Genomic DNA, 18,126 nt, shown 5'->3' with positions numbered 1-18,126 from the left:
ATTTTTTCGACATAACGCTTATTACGATAGCAGAGGTGGTGTTTGCAGCATACGTTTGGTGTTTACTTCTATATATTGATTGCCGCTGTGGTTCTGATTTGGCTGTTTAAACGCTTTAATCTGCCACCCATTTTAGCTTATTTAGCGGTGGGCATCCTTGCCGGTAAAGACGGCTTTGCGTGGCTTGAACAAAGTGAACAAATGCACTTTATTGCCGAACTTGGCATCGTTTTTTTGCTGTTTAGCTTAGGGTTAGAGTTTTCAATTCCTCGTTTACTGGCTATGCGCCACATTGTTTTTGGCGTTGGCGTAATGCAAGTCGTAATCACTACCTTAGTGGTTATGGTGCTATTGTGGTTATTTGGAATTTCAATGATAGCGGCGTTTAGCATTGGTAGTTTAGTTGCCTTGTCGTCAACTGCTATTGTGGTTAAACAAGTCAGTGGCTCGCCATTATTGCGCTCAAGACCAGGGCAGCTGGCAATTGGCGTTTTGCTATTTCAAGATATCGCGGTAGTGCCTTTATTAATCGCGCTTCCGCTTTTGGCAAATGGCTCAGAGTCGTTATGGACCACCATTTTAACGGCGTTGGCAAAAGGCGGTGTGGTTATTGCGCTATTGATGGCCGTTGGCAAATGGGTACTTCCGAGAATTTTCAGTGAAATAGCGCAAACACGCAGTGATGAGTTATTTGTGTTGACCACCATATTGGTTGCACTTATTGCGGCAGCGATAACGTCTGCTTTTGGTTTATCCATGGCACTAGGTGCTTTTCTAGCAGGCATGATGTTAGGTGAAAGTGAATATAAGCATCAACTAGAAGCCGATATCCGTCCATTTAGAGATATCCTAATGGGGTTATTCTTTATCACCATCGGTATGCAGCTTGATATGACGTTTGTTGTGGCTAACTTGCAATGGATTGCACTTGGGTTATTTAGCTTGCTGACACTGAAAGTGGCGATTACGTATTTTGTGACGAAAGTGGCGGGCGAGAATCATGAAAATGCGTTGGCAAGTGCACTTATGTTATGCCAGATGGGTGAGTTTAGCTTTGTCTTAATCTCACTCGCATTAAAATACGCTTTGTTAAACTCGGCAAACGCATCCTTGCTGTTGTCGGTTGGCGTATTAAGTATGGCGATAACGCCTTATTTGGTGGATAACGGCGCTTTGCTGTCATATAAAATTCTCAATAAAGTTGCCCCTAATTTACTGACAAAAAATAGTCAAAGTTATGATAACAGTGATGCTCAGTTTGATGAGTTTAGTCAACATGTTGTGATTTGCGGCTATGGCCGAGTAGGCCAAATAATCGCGCGCTTTTTAAAAACGGAAGCAATTCCGTTTGTTGCGATAGATAGTGACACAGTGCGCGTTAAAGAGGCGCAGGCCGCTGGAGAAAATATCTATTTTGGTCAGGCAAAGCAAAAAGAGGTGCTAAAAGGTGCCAATATCGCAAAAAGCCGCTTAGTGATTATTACTTTCGCCGATAAAGACAGTGCATTTGCAATTATTAATAGTATCAAGCAGCTTGCGCCCAAGGTTAAAATTTTAGTGCGCATGCGAGATGATAGGTATTTATCTGAGCTTAAAGATAAAGGCGTTACAGAAGTGGTGCCGGAAAAGCTAGAGGCCAGCTTAATGTTAGTATCACATGTACTGTTTTTAACTGGGGTGCCCATGCGCCGTATTTTAAGGCGTGTGCAAGCAGAGCGTAGCAATCGCTATGGCTTACTGCACGGTTATTTCCCAGGCGATAGTACGCCATTGTCACCCGATTCATCTGATCACCTTGAATTTTTGCATGCAATCGCGATTACCGAAGATGCCTATGCACGAGGATTATCCTTAGGTGATTTAAACTTAACTAAACGGCGGGTTGATGTAACCGGACTTCGCCGTGATGGTAATGAATTAAGTTTCCCGCCAAGTGATACTGTATTAAAAGCGCAGGATATTTTAATTGTGCGCGGCAAACCGCGCCGTGTTGAACGTGCTGAGCGTTTTATACTAGAGGGGCGCTAGCCCGTTTACAGTAAACTTACTGCATATTGGTGAACTCTAAAAACGCCATTATTTCATCTAATTGTGCTAAACCATCTTGGTAGCCAATATCAATCAAATGCTGGGTGTATTCCTTTTCAAAGAGTAAATAACTTACCAGTGACGATTCTGAATGTTTTTTCACACCAATACTGCGCAGTAGCATTTTTATTGGCACAGGCATAGTGTCGTAGTACTGAGTGGCAATGGCATTAAAGTTTTGCGAGGGGTTTATTACAAAGTGCGCGATGCGCTTAAGTTCTTTATGTTTGTCGCGCGCTGGAATAAGTGACAACGTGCGGTTAATACGTTCTAGTCGTTCAATGTCTGCACGTAAGGTATCGGAGAAAATGGTATCAAGCAAATGGCCGGCGATTGTAGAAATACCGGGGTAGTGTGGCTGAAAACCAAAATACTTATTATCAATAGGTTGCTCAACACCAATTACAAAGACTTTTTCCGCGCCTAAATGAATTGCAGGACTCAGTGGTGCATGTTGGTGCACCGAACCATCGCCAAAGTAGCCTTGACGAATTTTGGTACTTGGGAAAACCATAGGAATGGCACTGGACGCCATTAAATGTTCAATATTAATTGTTGTTTTCTCACCACGTCTTTTGGCTCTGCGCCAAGAGTTGGCATGCTTAGCTTGGAAAAACGCGACGGAATCACCGCTCGAATAGCTTGAAGCAGTAATCGATAGTGCCTCTAAGTAGTCATTGCGAATATTATTGTCGATGCGTTTTAAATCGAGCACTGAGCGCAATAATTCTCGTAATGGTTGGTTATTGAGCAAGCTCGCGGGTGGGTGGTTTTCATAATCCGACTGAAAACTACGTAACATATTAATAAAAATATGACCAAATACCGATGAAAAGTTGGTGTGATAAACCTGCTCGGTGCGAAAATTTTTCCACACATGTTCTAACTTTTTAACGGCTAGTTGATAACACGAAGCGTAACAACCGAGTGCCGTTGCATTAATTGCTCCCGCAGACGTACCATTTATGATAGCAAATGGCGTTACTTGATTACGCGGCAAGTTTTTCGCAATCGCTTTTAAAACGCCTACTTGATAAGCCGCTCGTGCGCCACCACCAGTAAGTAGTAATGCAATTTTTGTTTTATGTTTTGAACTATTCCCGCTACTATTCATCAGATACTTTGTATTCTCCCTTTATTGTTAATTTAGAGCACTTTAGATCTAAAATAAATATTTGAACAGTGAAAAATATGACAACGAATTCTCAAAATAAATTACCTTACATTGTCGGACTCTCTCTGGTAGCAATCGTGATTGCGGTAGCAGCCATGCAATTAATGAAAGGCGACAAACCAGTAGAGCCGGGTGAAAGGCAAGTAATTGAATTGCCACAACCCACTGAGCCTGTAGAGCCAGAGCAAGAAACACAAGTTGTGACCAACGACCCTGTGATTGAGCCGGTGGTTGAGCAAGTGGTTGTAACTAAAGAGCCTGAAGCTGAAGAGCCAGTAACGCCAGAAGTGACACGTACGCTGCCTTCGCTTGATGATAGCGATTCAGTTGTACGAGAGTCGCTAGCAGATGTTGTATCGGTTAATTTGTTAAAGCTTGTTGTTAGCGATGATTTAATTCGTCGAGCGGTGGTTTACACCGAAAACTTAGCGGACGGTAAGCTTGCTAAAAAGCATCAAATGTTTGTTTCGCCAAAACAAGCGTTTAGCGTAAACGACGGTGCAATTATTACCGTAAATCCAGAGAGTTTTGAGCGCTACGATCCGTATGTTAGCTTATTTACTAAGCTTTCGGAAAAACAAATTATCGCATTAATTGATGAATATAAACCGCTGATCCAAGATGCGTATGACGAGATTGGTTTATCGGATTATGAGTTTGAACAACGTCTTGCACTGGCGATTCAGCATTTACTTGATACTCCAGCTGTTCCGCTAGATACGCCGCTTACAAGCCAGTCTGTAACATATAAATATGCGGTACCTGAGTATGAAGCGTTATCTGATGCACAAAAACAGCTACTGCGTTTAGGTCCAGATAATATGGCACAGGTGAAAACCAAGTTATCGCGTTTGTTAAAACAGCTTTAAGGTTAATTGTTGCGCAGTTGATTAGCATGAACAAAGTTTTGCTTGAACTTCATCAGCAAAATAGTGATAATCCCTGCGCGCAGTTGAGCAAAACCCTTTGTTTAACTGAGTTATTATGGTGATCTTATTGGTCCTCCCGCAATAATAGCGCGTGAATCTGGTCAGGCCCGGAAGGGAGCAGCCACAGCGTGTGACTTATGTGCCGGGATGTGGCTGGTAAGATTGCCACCCAACTTCTCTCGTTTACTTTTCAGTGTTTAGCTTCTCAGTTTCTACTTTCTCATTGATTATTAGTTATATTTTCTTATTTTACTCCTTTACTTAACAGTCACTGCTAAATAGCCACACCTTGTATTTATTTAACACGTAGCAACGCAATACGCTTGTTTTGATTGCCCTGCTTCGAGCACGTCTTTTTTCTCTCTTTCCTATTTTTTGTTTCTGTACTTCTGTGTCATCTAACTATCAGTTTTTATTCGGTTAATTGATGACGCATTAAAAGTGTCCGCAGCGGACACTTTTTCTGTCCGCGGACAATCTGATTTTTACATGTTCAAAGTTAACTTATTGAAATTGTTATAAATTAAAATTTGGCATGCAACTGGTATTAAGTTAATCAGTTTATCGTTTAGGAATAGAACAATGGTAGTAATGTCCGCTTTCTTTATTGTGCCAGCGTTTATGTTATTGGCTTCATTGTTTATCAGCGTACTTGAACAACACACACGATTTTAGGGAAAAACATGATTAAAGATACCAGTGGCCAAGATCAAGTAATCAAACAAAAGCCAAAACTATTAAAACCGGCTTTAGCGATTACGTTAATGCTATCTGTTGTTACATGGACGGGATTTGCCATGTTTAACAGTGATAACGCTAGTATGTCGATAGATAAAGCGCAGCTGCAGTTAGCAAAAGTAGAGCGTGGTAACCTTGTTCGTGATGTTGCTGCAACCGGTAAAATTGTAGCGGCGAATGCACCAAAAGCGTATAGCCCTGAACAAGGCTTTGTCTCATTGAATGTAAAAGCGGGCGACACAGTTGAAAAAGGCCAAGTGATTGCTGAGGTTGACAGTCCTGAGCTTAACAATAGCTTAAAACAACAAGAGTCAGAATTGGCTAGGCTCAAGGGCGAACTTGCACGAAGTGAACTGGCGGCAAGACGCCAAGCACTCGCACTGACCAAAACGCTTGATTTAGCACAAGTAGAGTTAAACGCAGCAGAACGTGAAAATCGCCGCGCTCAACTTTCAATTGAAAAGCGTTTGATCAGCCAAATTGATTTAGAAAAAGCGGTTGATGATTTGGCCAAAGCCAAGCTCACTTATAAACATGCACAACAAGAAGTTGAATTAGCAAAAGATACCTTGTCATTTGAGCTTCAATCATCGAAAAGCCAAGTTGCAAGACAACAGCTGGTGGTTGATGAACTGCAGCGTAAAGTGGGAAATTTAGCAATAAAAGCCAGTGTATCGGGCATTGTTGGCAATTTATTAGTTCAGCCAAAGGCGATGGTGGTAAAAAATCAGGCCCTGTTAACGCTTGTCGATTTATCGGCATTTGAAGCTGAACTGCAAGTGCCAGAAAGCTACGCGAATGACTTAGGCATCGGCATGACGGTTGAATTAAAAATTGGCTCAGAGCAAATAAAAGGACAACTTTCGGCGATTTCGCCAGAAGTGAACAACCGTGAAGTGACCACCCGAGTGCGTTTTGAAACCAGTAATATCAGCAATATTCGTCAAAATCAGCGATTGTCAGGACGCATTTTACTTGAAAACCGAAGTGATATTTTAATGGTGAGACGCGGTGGGTTTTTAAATGCTGGGGGCTATGTTGCATATAAGATAAACGGCGACCTTGCGCAAAAAGTCGAAATTACCACAGGCGTTACCAGTATTAATCATGTAGAGGTGTTAGCTGGGTTAGAAGCTGGCGATGAAATAATTATTTCAAACTACGACACATTCAAAAACGCGGATGCGCTATTGCTACGCTAATCAACAGGAAAGAAGGCAAAAGAAATGTTAAAAATGAATAATATCAGCAAGGTGTATCAAACAGAAATGGTACAAACTCATGCACTACGTGATTTTAATTTAAGTGTTGAGGAAGGGGAATTTATTGCCGTTACAGGGCCATCGGGTTCAGGTAAAACCACCTTTTTAAATATTGCCGGTATGTTAGAGCCATTTACCAGTGGTGAGTATCTACTTGATGGCATTGATGTCGGTAAGCTCAATGATAATCAACGTGCCGATCTGCGCAATCAAAAAATTGGATTTATTTTCCAAGGGTTTAATTTAATTCCAGACCTTAATTTATATGAAAACATTGAAGTGCCGTTGCGCTACCGCGGTATTAAAGCCGCAGAGCGTAAACGCCGTATTGAACAATGTTTAGAGCAAGTGGGGCTCGCAAGTCGCGCGAAGCATTTGCCGCAGCAACTTTCCGGTGGACAACAACAACGTGTAGCAATTGCGCGTGCGCTTGCCGGTGAGCCTCGTTTTTTACTTGCCGATGAACCAACGGGTAACTTAGACAGTTTAATGGCACGCCAAGTAATGGAATTACTCGAGCAAATCAATCGCGATGGCGCAACTATTATTATGGTAACTCATGATGCAGAACTCGCACGTCGTGCACCACGTAATATCCAAGTTGTCGACGGTCAGCTTGCTGATTTTACCTTGTATCAAGGTAACCCTAATGTGGCTGTAGGAGCATAACCATGTTGAGTCATTATATTGATTTAAGCTGGCGGAGCTTTAAGCGTACGCCGCTTGTTAGCTTTTTAATGGTGCTGGCAATTGCTATTGGCATAGGTGTCACTATGACGAGTCTATCGGTGTATCACATGATGTCGATGGATCCAATTCCTAATAAAAGCAATAAGTTATTCGCTGTTCAATTGCAAATTATGGATGAGGTTGAAACATGGTTCTCGTCAGATAATGTGCCTTATCAGTTGACCTATAAAGATACAACTAATCTGCTCAATGCAGATTTACCGTACAAACGCGCAGCCATGATGAAAACGGGATTTTCGGTACATTTAAACTCAGATAAGGTTAAACCGTTTTTAGAAACTACTCGTGTTTTTTCGCGTGATGCATTTGAAATGTTTAATTTATCGTTTATTCATGGCGGTGTATGGAGTGTTGAGCAAGAAGAAAGTGCCGCACCTGTCGTGGTGATTTCTCAAAGCATGAGTAAAAAGCTATTTGGCAGCGAAAACAGTGTCGGGCAAACGCTTTATCTTGACGACCTCAGTATGCGCGTTGTCGGTGTGATTAAAGACTGGCAGTTACACGTTAAATATTATGATTTAAACAATGGTTCATTTAACGACCCCGAACAAATCTTTATTCCGTTTTCGCTAATTAAAGCGAATGAAATTAATACTTGGGGTAATACCAATGGTTGGAAACATGAGGTTGTAAAAACGTTCACAGATAAATTAAATTCAGAAAAAGTATGGTTACAGTTTTGGGTGCAGCTCAATAACGCCGATGAAAAGCAAGCTTACAGCGAATATTTGGCAAACTATATTGCACAGCAGCAAACTCAAGGGCGTTTCAATCGTGAAGATGCCGAGTACAAACTAAGAGATGTAAACGAGTGGATTGCTTACTGGGAAGTCGTGAACGAAGACAACAAAATAATGGTGGCACTGAGCTTTATGTTTTTGGCGGTGTGTATTGCCAATATTTTAGGGCTGCTGCTCGCTAAGTTTTTACGTCGTGCACCGGAAGTTGGTGTTAGGCGTGCACTTGGCGCGAGCAAACGTCAGGTGTTTTATCAGCATATTGTTGAGGTTGCGATGCTTGGTTTATTTGGTGGTGTAGTAGGAATTTTAATTGCACAACTTGGTCTTTTGGGTATTCGCCAAAGCTATAGTTATTACGACAGTCTTGCCAATATGGACCTTATTATGTTGCTTACAGCGCCGGTTATCGCGATTGTTGCATGCATAATAGCGGCATTATATCCAGCGTGGTTGGTGTGTAAAACCAATCCATCTACGTATTTGAAAACCCAATAAGGACCGTATTATGTTAGAGATTAAGCCTATTTTTAATGCGCTGTTACGCTCCAAAGTGGGAGCCGTGTTGCTGCTTATTCAGATTGCGATTACCACTGCAATTGTCAGTAATGCCGCGTTTATTATTAACGACCGTATTGAATATTTAAATCAACCCACCGGCTATCAAGAAGACAACATGTTTAAGTTTAATGTGATGATGTTTGGTAGCGATGTGGATTTAATCCAGCAGGTTGAGCTTGATGAAGCAACACTGCGTCAAATACCAGGCGTAATGGATGCAGTGCATATTAACGCCGTACCTTTGTCGGGCGGCGGTTCTTCAACGACATTTCGTTTAAAGCCTGCGCCTGATAAATCGAAAACAGATAACGCCAGTTATTTCGAGACCGATGAGCATGGTTTAGATACATTGGGTGTAGAGCTTATTGCAGGGCGCAACTTTACTCAAGACGAAGTAGTTATAAATCGCGATTTTAGCAAGCACCCGAATGTTGCATTGGCGACAAAAGCATTGATGGACGAGTTTTTTCCCGATGGCGACGGGCTAGGTAAAATTCTGTACATGGGCGATCAACCGCTAAAAGTGGTTGGTATTATCGGCATGATGAAAGGCCCATGGTTAAAGCTAGAAGAACGCAAAGATAAATCAGTAATTTTGCCATTGCTGTACCCTCATAAGTTACAGCAGTTTTTGGTGCGCACTGAACCGGGTCAACGCGCTGAGGTAATGAAGCAAATTGAGAGTGTTATGCATCAAAGCTACAGCAAACGCGTTATTCAAGACTTAACAGGACTAGACAAGAAAAAAGCGAATTATGTAGCGGAAGACTTATTAATGATGCGTATGTTGGTGATTTTAATTAGTGTACTGGTGTTAGTGACTGCACTAGGTATCTTTGGTTTAACGCTGTTTAATATTAACAAGCGGACAAAGCAAATTGGTACACGACGTGCACTGGGCGCGAGAAAATCGGCAATTGTTAAGTTTTTTGTTGTCGAAAATAGCCTTATTTGTTTGGCGGGCTTAGTGTTAGGTGTGTGTGGCGCAATCGTGTTAGGCCAACAATTAATGACCCAATACTCAGTGCCAGCACTATCATATGAGTATGTTGCAATTACCGCGTTGGGCGTATTTGTGATGAGCTTACTTGCTGTAATCGGCCCAGCCAAGCGCGCGGCCAACATTGCGCCAAGTATTGCGACACGAACGATTTAACCATTTGCAATGTCTTCGTGCTACACTCTGAATTGTCGGTGTAGCACGAATAAATAAAAGAAAAACAAATGGATAAAATTCTAATCATTGATGATAACCCAGCCGTTCTCGAAGCATTATCGCTGCTATTGGAAATTCACGGCTATGATGTTGTAACGGCCAAAACACCGTTTGAGGCAGAGCAAACGGTACGTTATCAACGTATTGCGTTGGCGATTCAAGATATGAACTTTGCCGCCGACACCACCTCTGGAAAAGAGGGTATTAGTCTTTTTTATACGCTACGCGAATTAAATGCCAACCTACCGATCATTCTAATTACAGCTTGGACTGAACTTGAAACTGCTATCGAGCTAGTTAAAGCTGGCGCTGCGGATTACATTGCCAAACCATGGGATGACAACAAGTTACTCACCACCATTGCAAATTTAGTGGCGTTAGGCAAAGCGCAGCAAGATAATGCAGTTTTAACGCGGCAACACGATGAGCGTCATTTAACACATCAACAAGCAAATTTAGCAGGGCTTATTTATGCAAGTACTGCGATGGAGCGGGTAGTGGATATGGCACTGCAATTAGCTAAGTCAGATGTGTCAGTGTTGATCACAGGGCCCAATGGCAGTGGTAAAGAACGCATCGCTGAAATTATTCAACTCAACTCAAATTTAGCCCATCAACCATTTATTAAAATGAATGCAGGCGCATTACCCGGAGAATTAATTGAAGCCGAGCTATTTGGTGCGCAAGCGGGTGCCTACACCGGTGCCAATAAACAGCGTATCGGACGTTTTGAAGCAGCCGATGGCGGCACGTTATTTTTAGATGAAATTGGTAACTTACCACCTTCAGGTCAAATGAAGCTATTGCGCGTACTGCAAACCGGTGAGTTTGAACGTTTGGGTTCAGTACAAACAAAGCAGGTTAAAGTACGAGTTATTTCGGCAACTAATGCTGATTTACAACAAGATATTAAAGCAGGGCGTTTTAGGGAAGATCTCTATTATCGCCTCAATGTAATTGAGTTACGCTTGCCGCCGCTGGCTGAGCGAAAAGACGATATTATGCCGCTCGTTAAACACTTCTTACCAAACCGTGAATGTGGATTAGCAACTGAACAAGCGCTGGTAAATTACCCTTGGCCTGGTAATGTTCGCGAGCTTGAAAATGCCTGTAAACGCGCAGCTGTATTAAAACCAAGTGGCCAATTAGCATTAACGGATTTTGGCTTGGCGACACCAATGAGCGAAGTTAAAACCGCGGTAAATAATGAACCAAACAAAACAGAAATCGAAGCGGCGATGCGCGAATATCAAGGCGTTATTGCAAAGGTGGCTCGTCATTTTGGCTTATCTCGCCAAGCGCTTTATCGTCGTTTGCAAAAATTCGATATTGACTATTGATAACAGATTATGAAAACTTTTTTTGCTCACTATCGTATCCAAACTAAATTGCAGTTGGCGGTTGTAATAAGCCTTATTCTGGTGCTGATCCCGTTATTACTGGTACTGGATGTCTCGCTGAAACAAAGTGCCCTGGTTATATTAATTTCACTGTGTGCGACATGGTTTATTAGCGACCTACTCACGCAATCGGTCAGCTCAGGGATTCAAGCCCTTGAAACCGGATTGTTAAATTTCAAAGATGGCGAATTTTCTAGCCTGCTAGCATACGATGCGCCAGATGAATTGGGCCGCCTTTGCCACATTTACAATCACACGGCAGAGCATTTACGCCAAGAAAAGCAGTGGATTTATCAGCGGGAATTAATGTTGGATAAAGTACTGCAATCTTCCCCCCAAGCTTTGGTGTTGATTGATAGCAATGATTATGTGGTGTTTAGTAACCACAGTGCTAATCGATTATTTAATAGTGAGCAAGAACTTGAAGGTTTACAGCGTGAAGAACTTTACAGCGCCGCTAATGAACAAATAAAACAAGCAATGGAAGCAGGCAGAGATGGCTTGTTCCATTTACAGCACGAAAAAGATGAAAGTGAAACATGGCATCTTTCTAAAGGTCAGTTTCTATTAAACAATCACCAACACCGTTTGTACATTTTTAAACAGCTTACGCGCGAATTGAGTCGTCAGGAAGTTGCGGTATGGAAGAAAGTGATACGTATTATTAGCCATGAATTAAATAACTCGTTAGGGCCAATGTCATCGATGTTACACAGTGGCAAGTTGTTATCGCAAAATGTGGATGAACCTAGATTGGAGCGTGTTTTCTCAACATTGCAGGAACGAATTAGTCACTTGAATGAGTTTGTGCAGGGTTATGGTAAGTTTGCCAAGCTACCGCTGCCTAAATTGGAGTTACTTGATTGGCAAAGTGTGCTGAATAATGTGCAGCAGCAATATGCCTTTAACCTTGATGGGCACGAGCCAAAGCACCGATGTTTTGCTGATCATATTCAACTTGAACAATTGTTGATTAACTTACTCAAAAACGCCCATGAATCAGGCTCGAAGCCACAAGAAATTGCGGTTAGTATTGAAAACAAACAAAGCGGCACCGTTATCAGCGTGATTGATGAAGGGCCCGGCATGAGCGAAGCAGTTATGGCAAGTGCATTAATTCCATTTTACTCAACGAAAGCCAGCGGCAGTGGTTTAGGTTTAGCGCTATGTCGTGAAATTGCCGAAGCCCATCACGGTCAGCTCAGTTTGCATAATCGTTCGAGCGGTAAAACGGGGTTAGTGGTAAAAGTATTTTTACCCCATGTAAAATAAATAGGTAGTCACTGAAGGTGTTAAATCACTTTTAATTTTATTACATCAAAGTTTTTACCTTATGTTGTTAGTTGCATCAACAACATAATCGAAACGAAATATAAACTGACCTAGGTTACAATAACTAAAATCGGTTGTTTGTCCCCAAATTATGCAGTGTGTCTCTAATCAATGGCTTCTTTTCTAAAGTTTTGTTAAATTTTTATGACTGATTTAGATAAACAGCAATTAGCACGTTAAATATTACTTCCCCAGCAGGTTACCTTTGAAATTCCCGTTCACTAAATTTAGCATTTTTGTTTTTATTTGTTGGTGTTTGCCAGCCACAGCAAAAATAATATTACACACCGATAATGCACATGATTTAGCAAGCTTTCAAAACGGTGACATGCGCAGCTTATCGTCTGAAACAAATATTTTAGCCTTAACACAGCAAACTCATAAATTACATTTTGAGTTTGTGCCGCTTAAACGTTCGTTAAAGTTTATGGCAAAAGGCCGATCGATTTGTATTACGAATAAAATCAAAACGCATCAGCGCGCTCAGCAATTTATCTTTAGTAAACCCATTAATTTGTTTTTGGGCAGACGGCTCTATCAGTTCTCAGATTTATCGTCGCAAGGTATTAACGAGCCAATTAGTTTGGCTGAATTGTTTGTGCAGTATCCACAACGACGCTTAATTGTGTCAGACCAGATTTCATACGGCGATAAATTAGATCAGCAAATTATCAAGTTACCTGAGCAAAACAAGATTGTGCGACGCGGCGCATCTCATGTGCAAGGTATGCTTGATATGTTTAGCGAAAAACGCGGTGAATACGCGCTTTTTTATCCACTCGAAATGAGTGCGAGGCAATGGCAAGAATCAACGGTAAGTTATACGGTTGCGGGCATTGAACCTTATCTTTTAGGTCGTTTAATGTGTGTAAATAACACGGAAACAAGACAGTTTATTAAAAAAGTGAATAAGCAAATTGATACGTTAAATCAAGAAGGGGCGTTGTTGCGTGCTCATCTTAAATATTATCATAGTGATTTTCATCAAGATGTTACACGCTTTTTATCAACTGAATTTTCAGCCCCGCATTAGCTAATCAAAGAGTGGGTTAGGAAGTTTGCTCTTGGCATTTTTGTGAAAAGTCTTTTTGCACAATTTCAAGCGCTTGCAGTACAGTTTTTGCGTCAAGCTCATGTTGTTCTAGCAGCATAATTAAATCCACCGCCAATTGAACGTGTTTAGGCGCGTTTGCCAGGGTATTACTCTCAGTCATCACTGTTCCCACGTTTTGCAACGGCAGCGGTTGCAAACTCGATGGCGTCTCGTACGCGTTGTTCCATTTCTAAGCGTTCACTTTGTGACGAATAAAACGCCATATCAACTTCAAAACGAATGTAGCGTGCAGGTAATTGATTTAATGCGGTACAACAAAAATCAGCCAATGTGTCTTTGTCGTACTTCGCTTCAATTTTTTGCTTTTCAATTTCGTCGGTTAATAGTTTTTCGTAATAATTATGAATATCGTCATGTAATTTCATGCTATTCCTTAAGATTACTTAATGAGACTGTTCTTAGTATTGCTTATATCTTTGGAATCGTCTATGCATTTGTCATGCTTAAATAAAGTTGTTTATGAACGTTTACTAAGTTCTCAACATTTCGCTGGTAACCGCCACCTGACGCGGTAAAAATAGGTATGTCATGGGATGCGCAAAATGAAATCACGCTTTGATCGCGTTGTTTTACGCCCGCTAAGCTGACGTTAAAATAGCCCAGCTCGTCGCCGCTAAAAATATCGGCTCCGGCATTGTAAAGCACGATATCAGGTTGCTCTATGAGCAATGTAAGTAAGCATTGCTGTAACATCGTTTGGTATTCTTGGTCATTAGCGTGTTTATTGAGCGTAAAATCGTAATCTGAATGTTGCTTTTTGGCTGGGAAGTTTTGCTCACAGTGCAATGAAATTGTGACGATATCGTCCATCGCTTGTGCGCACACCGCTGAACCATCACCTTGGTGTACATCAAGGTCGAGAATAACAACTTTGCTTACTAGGTTGTTATCAAGTAAATGGCGCGCGGCAATTACCAAATCATTAAATATGCAAAAGCCACTGCCAAAATTGGGGAAGCTATGGTGATACCCGCCGCTTATTTGACTCGCGATTTGTGTTTCGAGGGCAAGCTTTGATCCTTGAATTGATGCGCCAATTGAATAAAGCGTGCGTTCAACAAGTTGTGGTGACCACGGAAATCCCATTTTACGTATCGCTTTTGGCTCAAGGGTGCCTGTTACAAACTGCTGTACAAAAATAGGGCAATGCACATTGCTAATATCATCTAAACTTGCTTTTTCGGGCGTGATAAAGCGAAATTGTTCAGCCAATTCATGCTTAATAAATTGATAAAGCAATTGGTATTTCTCAATTGGAAAGCGATGGTTTTCAGGCAGTGATAAAGATGAGTAACTAGGGTGATAAAAAATCGGTATCGTCATTATCGGTTTGATTTCTCCGCCAGTTGAATTTTTTCCTCGACAGCCGTAATGGCTTTGCGACAACGGCCCAACCTGCCATGTAGCACAAGAATTTCGTTATTTAATACCTTGGCACGCTCACTACTGCAGTTTATTTTTTCGTTTTGCCTAAGCTCAATCATTTCTTGTAAGCGACGCTCAAATTCATGGTTTTGAGATAGTTCACGATACAACTCTTGCGATGATTGAATGATCTTTTTAACTGCTTTTTTGTAGCGGGTAACTGGCTTAAACTGCTGTTCTTTTTGCCAAACGCTGGTTGCTTTTAACGCGGTAATAATAGCGTTAATTTGCTGTGAAATTGACTCAAGAGCAAAGCGCTGAGCATGTCTTCGCTCGCTTGAAGGTAGTGCGTCGATGTTATCAAATACTTCAGTTAGGTAATCGCTAAGCTTTACGCTTTTTGTACGAAACAAATGATGTTCAAATAAACCATGTTGGTTTTTAACAAAGCGCTCACTTTTAAATAAGTTTTGCTGGTCAAACTGTTGGCAGCTAACTTTTAAGCGTTCTACTTGGTTTTTAAGTGTTTCGACTTGTGCACTTGTTTTAAGCATAGACATCTAAAATTAATTTAATCGCTAACACAATGACAACGGTATTGAACACAGGTTTAATTAACTTACTGCCGAATTTAATCGCTGAATGTGCGCCTATCCAGGCGCCTAGCATGATAAACGCGCCCATAGTTAAACCTAGCATAAAATGCACATGGCCAAGTGCTACAAAGGTGGCCAGCGATACCACATTACTGATGAAGTTCATCGAGCGTGCTAAACCACAATTCAGTAATATACCCATTTTATACAGAAAGCTGTTTGAAGCGGTCCAAAATGTGCCCGCACCGGGCCCTGCAACACCATCATAAAAGCCTAGAATAAGCCCTTGCCAGCTTTGCTTTACTTTTAGCTGTGAGTTTTCGGGAGGTAGCTGCATATTTTCTGCGAATTGGCTTTTATTAAATAAGCTATATATTGCAACTACAATAATTACTATGGGAAGTAGCAAGTTAAGAAACTCTTGAGTAAGAAAATCAACAATTAATGTGCCAAGGATGGCACCTAGGGCAGTTGCACAGGCTGATACCAACCAAAAACGCGGATTAAAAAGCTTTTTCTTATAATACGTAAAACTCGCAGTTAGTGAACCAAAACTAGCGGCTAATTTGTTGGTGCCAAGTGCTAAATGCGGTGGCAGGCCAGCGGTTAAAAGGGCTGGCACGGTTAGCATACCGCCACCACCGGCAACAGCGTCTATAAACCCAGCGGCCAATGCTGCGGAGCAGAGCACAAGCCAAGTTGTTGGCTCTAAAGCTAGTTCTATCATTAATACTCGATTTTTCGTTTGAACGGGGGCAGTGAATCCAACATGGCTTTACCGTAGCGCTTGGTAACTAAACGCCTGTCTAAAATGGTTATTTCACCACTGTCAGATTCTTTACGAAGCAGTCTACCACAGCTTTGTACTAATTTCTTTGCCGCTTCAGGTACGGTGATAGACAAAAATGGATTACCACCTTTCGTTTCGATATATTCACTTTGTGCTTGCTCTATCGGCGAAGTGGGTACGGCAAATGGAATTTTGGTGATGATTAAGTTTGTCAGTAAATCGCCTGGTAGGTCTAACCCTTCTGAGAAACTTTGGGTGCCAAACAAAATTGACCCTTTTCCATTTTTAACTTTGTCGCGATGAAGCGTAAGTAACGCATCGCGAGAGGCCTCACCTTGTAGTAATAAACTGAAGCCTTTTTTTCTAAGGCCCTCTGCCACTTGGTTCATTTGCCAATAAGAGGCAAATAACACCAGATTTGCCTGATCTTTTTTAATGTAATTAGGCAGGGTTTTAATTAACTCGTCGCTGAATTCTTTGTGATTAGGCTCTTTGCTGATGTTTGGAATAGTCAACACTGCATTTTCTTTATAATCAAAGGGCGATTGCGCTTTGATGTACTTAACTCCTTCGATAGGTTTTAAACCTGCTTCAAAGGCAAAATGGTCAAATGAACCAAGTGCCGATAAAGTAGCGGAGCAAAGCACAGCACCTGCACATTCTTGCCACAACTTATCGTGTAAATAATAGCCAACTTGAATAGGGCAGTCAGCCAATAGATAATCAACGTGATTTTTGTATTCAAGTTGCTTAAGCCAGCGAGCATGGGGCGGATTAGATTGTTCGATGGACAAGCTCCCCCACAATTTAGCAAAGCCATCTAGGCGCGTTAAGTAATGGCCACTTTCAGATAGTAGCGGTTCGGCCACTTTTTTACTCACGTCGCCATCAGACAAATCTAACGTAAGTGCGTCGTGCATTTTGGTAAGAAACTTAAGCATGTTGTTAGATGATTGCTTTAAATCTTTCACCCAATTGCTGATACCTTTTGGTAGCTGCCCTTGTTCAAAGCGGTGCACATTATCTTCGTTAAATTCAAAGTAATTATCGGCAAAAAACGTTTTCACATTTTTTAAGTCTTTTGCACTGTCGTTAATGGCATCTGCAAGTTTAAAGTTGAGACCCGTTGCGCGTGTTGAGCTGATCGCATTAGCCATTTTTTGGTTAAATTTAGCTAGCTTATCTAACCACTCTAAGGTAGCGACTAAAGTACTTGACGCCGATGAAAAGTCGCGTGCTACTTGCGGCAAATGATGTGCTTCATCGATAACGTAAATACTGTCTGACGGTTCAGGTAAAATAACCCCACCACCGAGTTCTAGATCTGCCAGTAATAAAGAATGGTTTACAATAATCACATCAGCTTTAGCTAAACGATCGCGAGCGCTATGAAAAGGGCAGTGCGCATGGCTAGCTAATTGACGCTGGCACGAGTGTTTGTCACTTTGAATTAAACGCCATACATTGTCGGAGATGACTTTAGGCCAAGTATCTCTATCACCTTTCCATGTGCCTTTCTTATAGGCGGCTTGCAGTTGTTTTAAACTCTCTTGCTCTTTTTCATTTAGAGGCGCATCGGTGGTCGCTAAAAAATTAAGCTGCGATGGATCATCAACGAGCGCGTTGTATAAACGCTCAGCGCAAACATAACGCTGGCGCCCTTTTGCGAGCTCAAAGCTAATTTCAATACCTGAGTTCTTTGCAAAAAATGGCAGCTCTTTATTGATTAATTGTTCTTGTAAAGCGACTGTGGCGGTTGAAATGATCAGGCTCTTTTTGTGCTGCTTTGCGTAGGGAATAGCACCGATACAATATGCTAACGATTTCCCTGTACCTGTGCCAGCTTCTATTACAGCTATGCGCTCTGTGCGGTGGTAATTTCCCGCTAAGGTTTTAGCTATTTCTGCCACTAGGTAATTTTGACTCGGACGTGAGCGGTAATCAGGTAATTTGGCTGCAATATTAGTATGAATAGTGCGAATGTTTTTTTTTAGGGAGTCAGCCAGCATGTTAGGTCCGAGAAAAGGCGTTTTCGCGATTTTAAAGGTGCTTGTAACTAATAACAATGCAATAC

Annotated in this window: 16 protein-coding genes and 1 other RNA gene; 10 read left to right on the top strand and 7 right to left on the bottom strand. The window is 41.6% G+C overall.

Going from position 1 to position 18,126, the window contains the following annotated elements; genetic code table 11:
• The first annotated feature begins 42 nt into the window (after positions 1 to 42).
• The gene (locus tag AN214_RS11435; RefSeq protein ID WP_054979854.1) at positions 43 to 2,028 is read left to right on the top strand and encodes a cation:proton antiporter; all 1,986 of its coding nucleotides are present in this window, start codon (positions 43 to 45) and stop codon (positions 2,026 to 2,028) included.
• A 16-nt stretch (positions 2,029 to 2,044) separates the two neighbouring features.
• Here the strand turns inward: AN214_RS11435 and AN214_RS11430 are convergent, their stop codons facing one another.
• A complete protein-coding gene (locus AN214_RS11430; RefSeq protein ID WP_054979853.1) occupies positions 2,045 to 3,202 on the bottom strand; it encodes a patatin-like phospholipase family protein in 1,158 nt (385 codons plus the stop codon).
• A 77-nt stretch (positions 3,203 to 3,279) separates the two neighbouring features.
• Here AN214_RS11430 and AN214_RS11425 point away from each other — a divergent pair, with 77 nt between their 5' ends.
• The 9 genes from AN214_RS11425 (at position 3,280) to AN214_RS11390 (ending at position 13,220) form a co-directional block, all read left to right on the top strand.
• A complete protein-coding gene (locus tag AN214_RS11425; RefSeq protein WP_054979852.1) occupies positions 3,280 to 4,131 on the top strand; it encodes a DUF3014 domain-containing protein in 852 nt (283 codons plus the stop codon).
• Positions 4,132 to 4,256: 125 nt separating this feature from the next.
• Positions 4,257 to 4,353, top strand: an RNA gene (gene ffs / locus AN214_RS22235) — signal recognition particle sRNA small type.
• Positions 4,354 to 4,874: 521 nt separating this feature from the next.
• The gene (locus AN214_RS11420; protein ID WP_054979851.1) at positions 4,875 to 6,131 is read left to right on the top strand and encodes an efflux RND transporter periplasmic adaptor subunit; all 1,257 of its coding nucleotides are present in this window, start codon (positions 4,875 to 4,877) and stop codon (positions 6,129 to 6,131) included.
• Positions 6,132 to 6,155: 24 nt separating this feature from the next.
• Positions 6,156 to 6,860: an ABC transporter ATP-binding protein gene (locus AN214_RS11415; RefSeq protein ID WP_010559735.1), complete on the top strand. Its 705-nt coding sequence runs from the start codon at positions 6,156 to 6,158 to the stop codon at positions 6,858 to 6,860.
• A 2-nt stretch (positions 6,861 to 6,862) separates the two neighbouring features.
• Positions 6,863 to 8,176 (top strand): ABC transporter permease, encoded by a 1,314-nt coding sequence (locus AN214_RS11410; RefSeq protein WP_054979850.1) that lies wholly within the window; start codon positions 6,863 to 6,865, stop codon positions 8,174 to 8,176.
• 10 nt (positions 8,177 to 8,186) lie between these two features.
• Positions 8,187 to 9,395: an ABC transporter permease gene (locus tag AN214_RS11405; RefSeq protein ID WP_054979849.1), complete on the top strand. Its 1,209-nt coding sequence runs from the start codon at positions 8,187 to 8,189 to the stop codon at positions 9,393 to 9,395.
• A 68-nt stretch (positions 9,396 to 9,463) separates the two neighbouring features.
• Entirely contained in the window at positions 9,464 to 10,795 is a 1,332-nt protein-coding gene (locus AN214_RS11400) for a sigma-54 dependent transcriptional regulator (RefSeq protein ID WP_054979848.1), read from the top strand.
• Between the two features lie 9 nt (positions 10,796 to 10,804).
• On the top strand, positions 10,805 to 12,127 hold the full coding sequence (locus AN214_RS11395) for a PAS domain-containing sensor histidine kinase (protein ID WP_054979847.1): 1,323 nt from the start codon (positions 10,805 to 10,807) through the stop codon (positions 12,125 to 12,127).
• Positions 12,128 to 12,392: 265 nt separating this feature from the next.
• Complete coding sequence (locus AN214_RS11390; RefSeq protein WP_054979846.1) at positions 12,393 to 13,220, top strand: hypothetical protein; 828 nt, start codon at positions 12,393 to 12,395, stop codon at positions 13,218 to 13,220.
• Positions 13,221 to 13,236: 16 nt separating this feature from the next.
• Here AN214_RS11390 and AN214_RS22230 read toward each other — a convergent pair whose 3' ends face one another.
• The 6 genes from AN214_RS22230 to dinG all read right to left on the bottom strand — a co-directional run bounded on the left by AN214_RS22230 (position 13,237) and on the right by dinG (position 18,061).
• A complete protein-coding gene (locus tag AN214_RS22230; RefSeq protein ID WP_082428560.1) occupies positions 13,237 to 13,401 on the bottom strand; it encodes a YbaM family protein in 165 nt (54 codons plus the stop codon).
• The gene (locus AN214_RS11385; protein WP_054979845.1) at positions 13,394 to 13,666 is read right to left on the bottom strand and encodes a late competence development ComFB family protein; all 273 of its coding nucleotides are present in this window, start codon (positions 13,664 to 13,666) and stop codon (positions 13,394 to 13,396) included. Before AN214_RS11385 ends, AN214_RS22230 begins: the two co-directional genes overlap by 8 nt.
• A 61-nt stretch (positions 13,667 to 13,727) precedes the next feature.
• Positions 13,728 to 14,624, bottom strand: a complete 897-nt coding sequence (locus AN214_RS11380; protein ID WP_082428559.1) for a histone deacetylase — start codon at positions 14,622 to 14,624, stop codon at positions 13,728 to 13,730.
• Positions 14,624 to 15,220 carry a primosomal replication protein gene (locus tag AN214_RS11375; protein ID WP_054979895.1) on the bottom strand — a complete coding sequence of 199 codons (597 nt, stop codon included), beginning with the start codon at positions 15,218 to 15,220 and terminating at the stop codon, positions 14,624 to 14,626. The genes AN214_RS11380 and AN214_RS11375 overlap by 1 nt, the downstream gene beginning before the upstream one ends.
• Entirely contained in the window at positions 15,213 to 15,989 is a 777-nt protein-coding gene (locus tag AN214_RS11370; RefSeq protein ID WP_054979844.1) for a TSUP family transporter, read from the bottom strand. Before AN214_RS11370 ends, AN214_RS11375 begins: the two co-directional genes overlap by 8 nt.
• Positions 15,989 to 18,061, bottom strand: coding sequence for an ATP-dependent DNA helicase DinG (gene dinG, locus AN214_RS11365; RefSeq protein ID WP_054979843.1), 2,073 nt, complete (start codon positions 18,059 to 18,061; stop codon positions 15,989 to 15,991). Before dinG ends, AN214_RS11370 begins: the two co-directional genes overlap by 1 nt.
• Positions 18,062 to 18,126: the final 65 nt, after the last annotated feature.

It is taken from the genome of Pseudoalteromonas sp. P1-9 (assembly GCF_001399975.1).
Lineage (GTDB): Bacteria > Pseudomonadota > Gammaproteobacteria > Enterobacterales > Alteromonadaceae > Pseudoalteromonas.
Note: the sequence above shows the minus strand (reverse complement) of the source record. Positions and strands in the feature narration are given on the sequence as shown.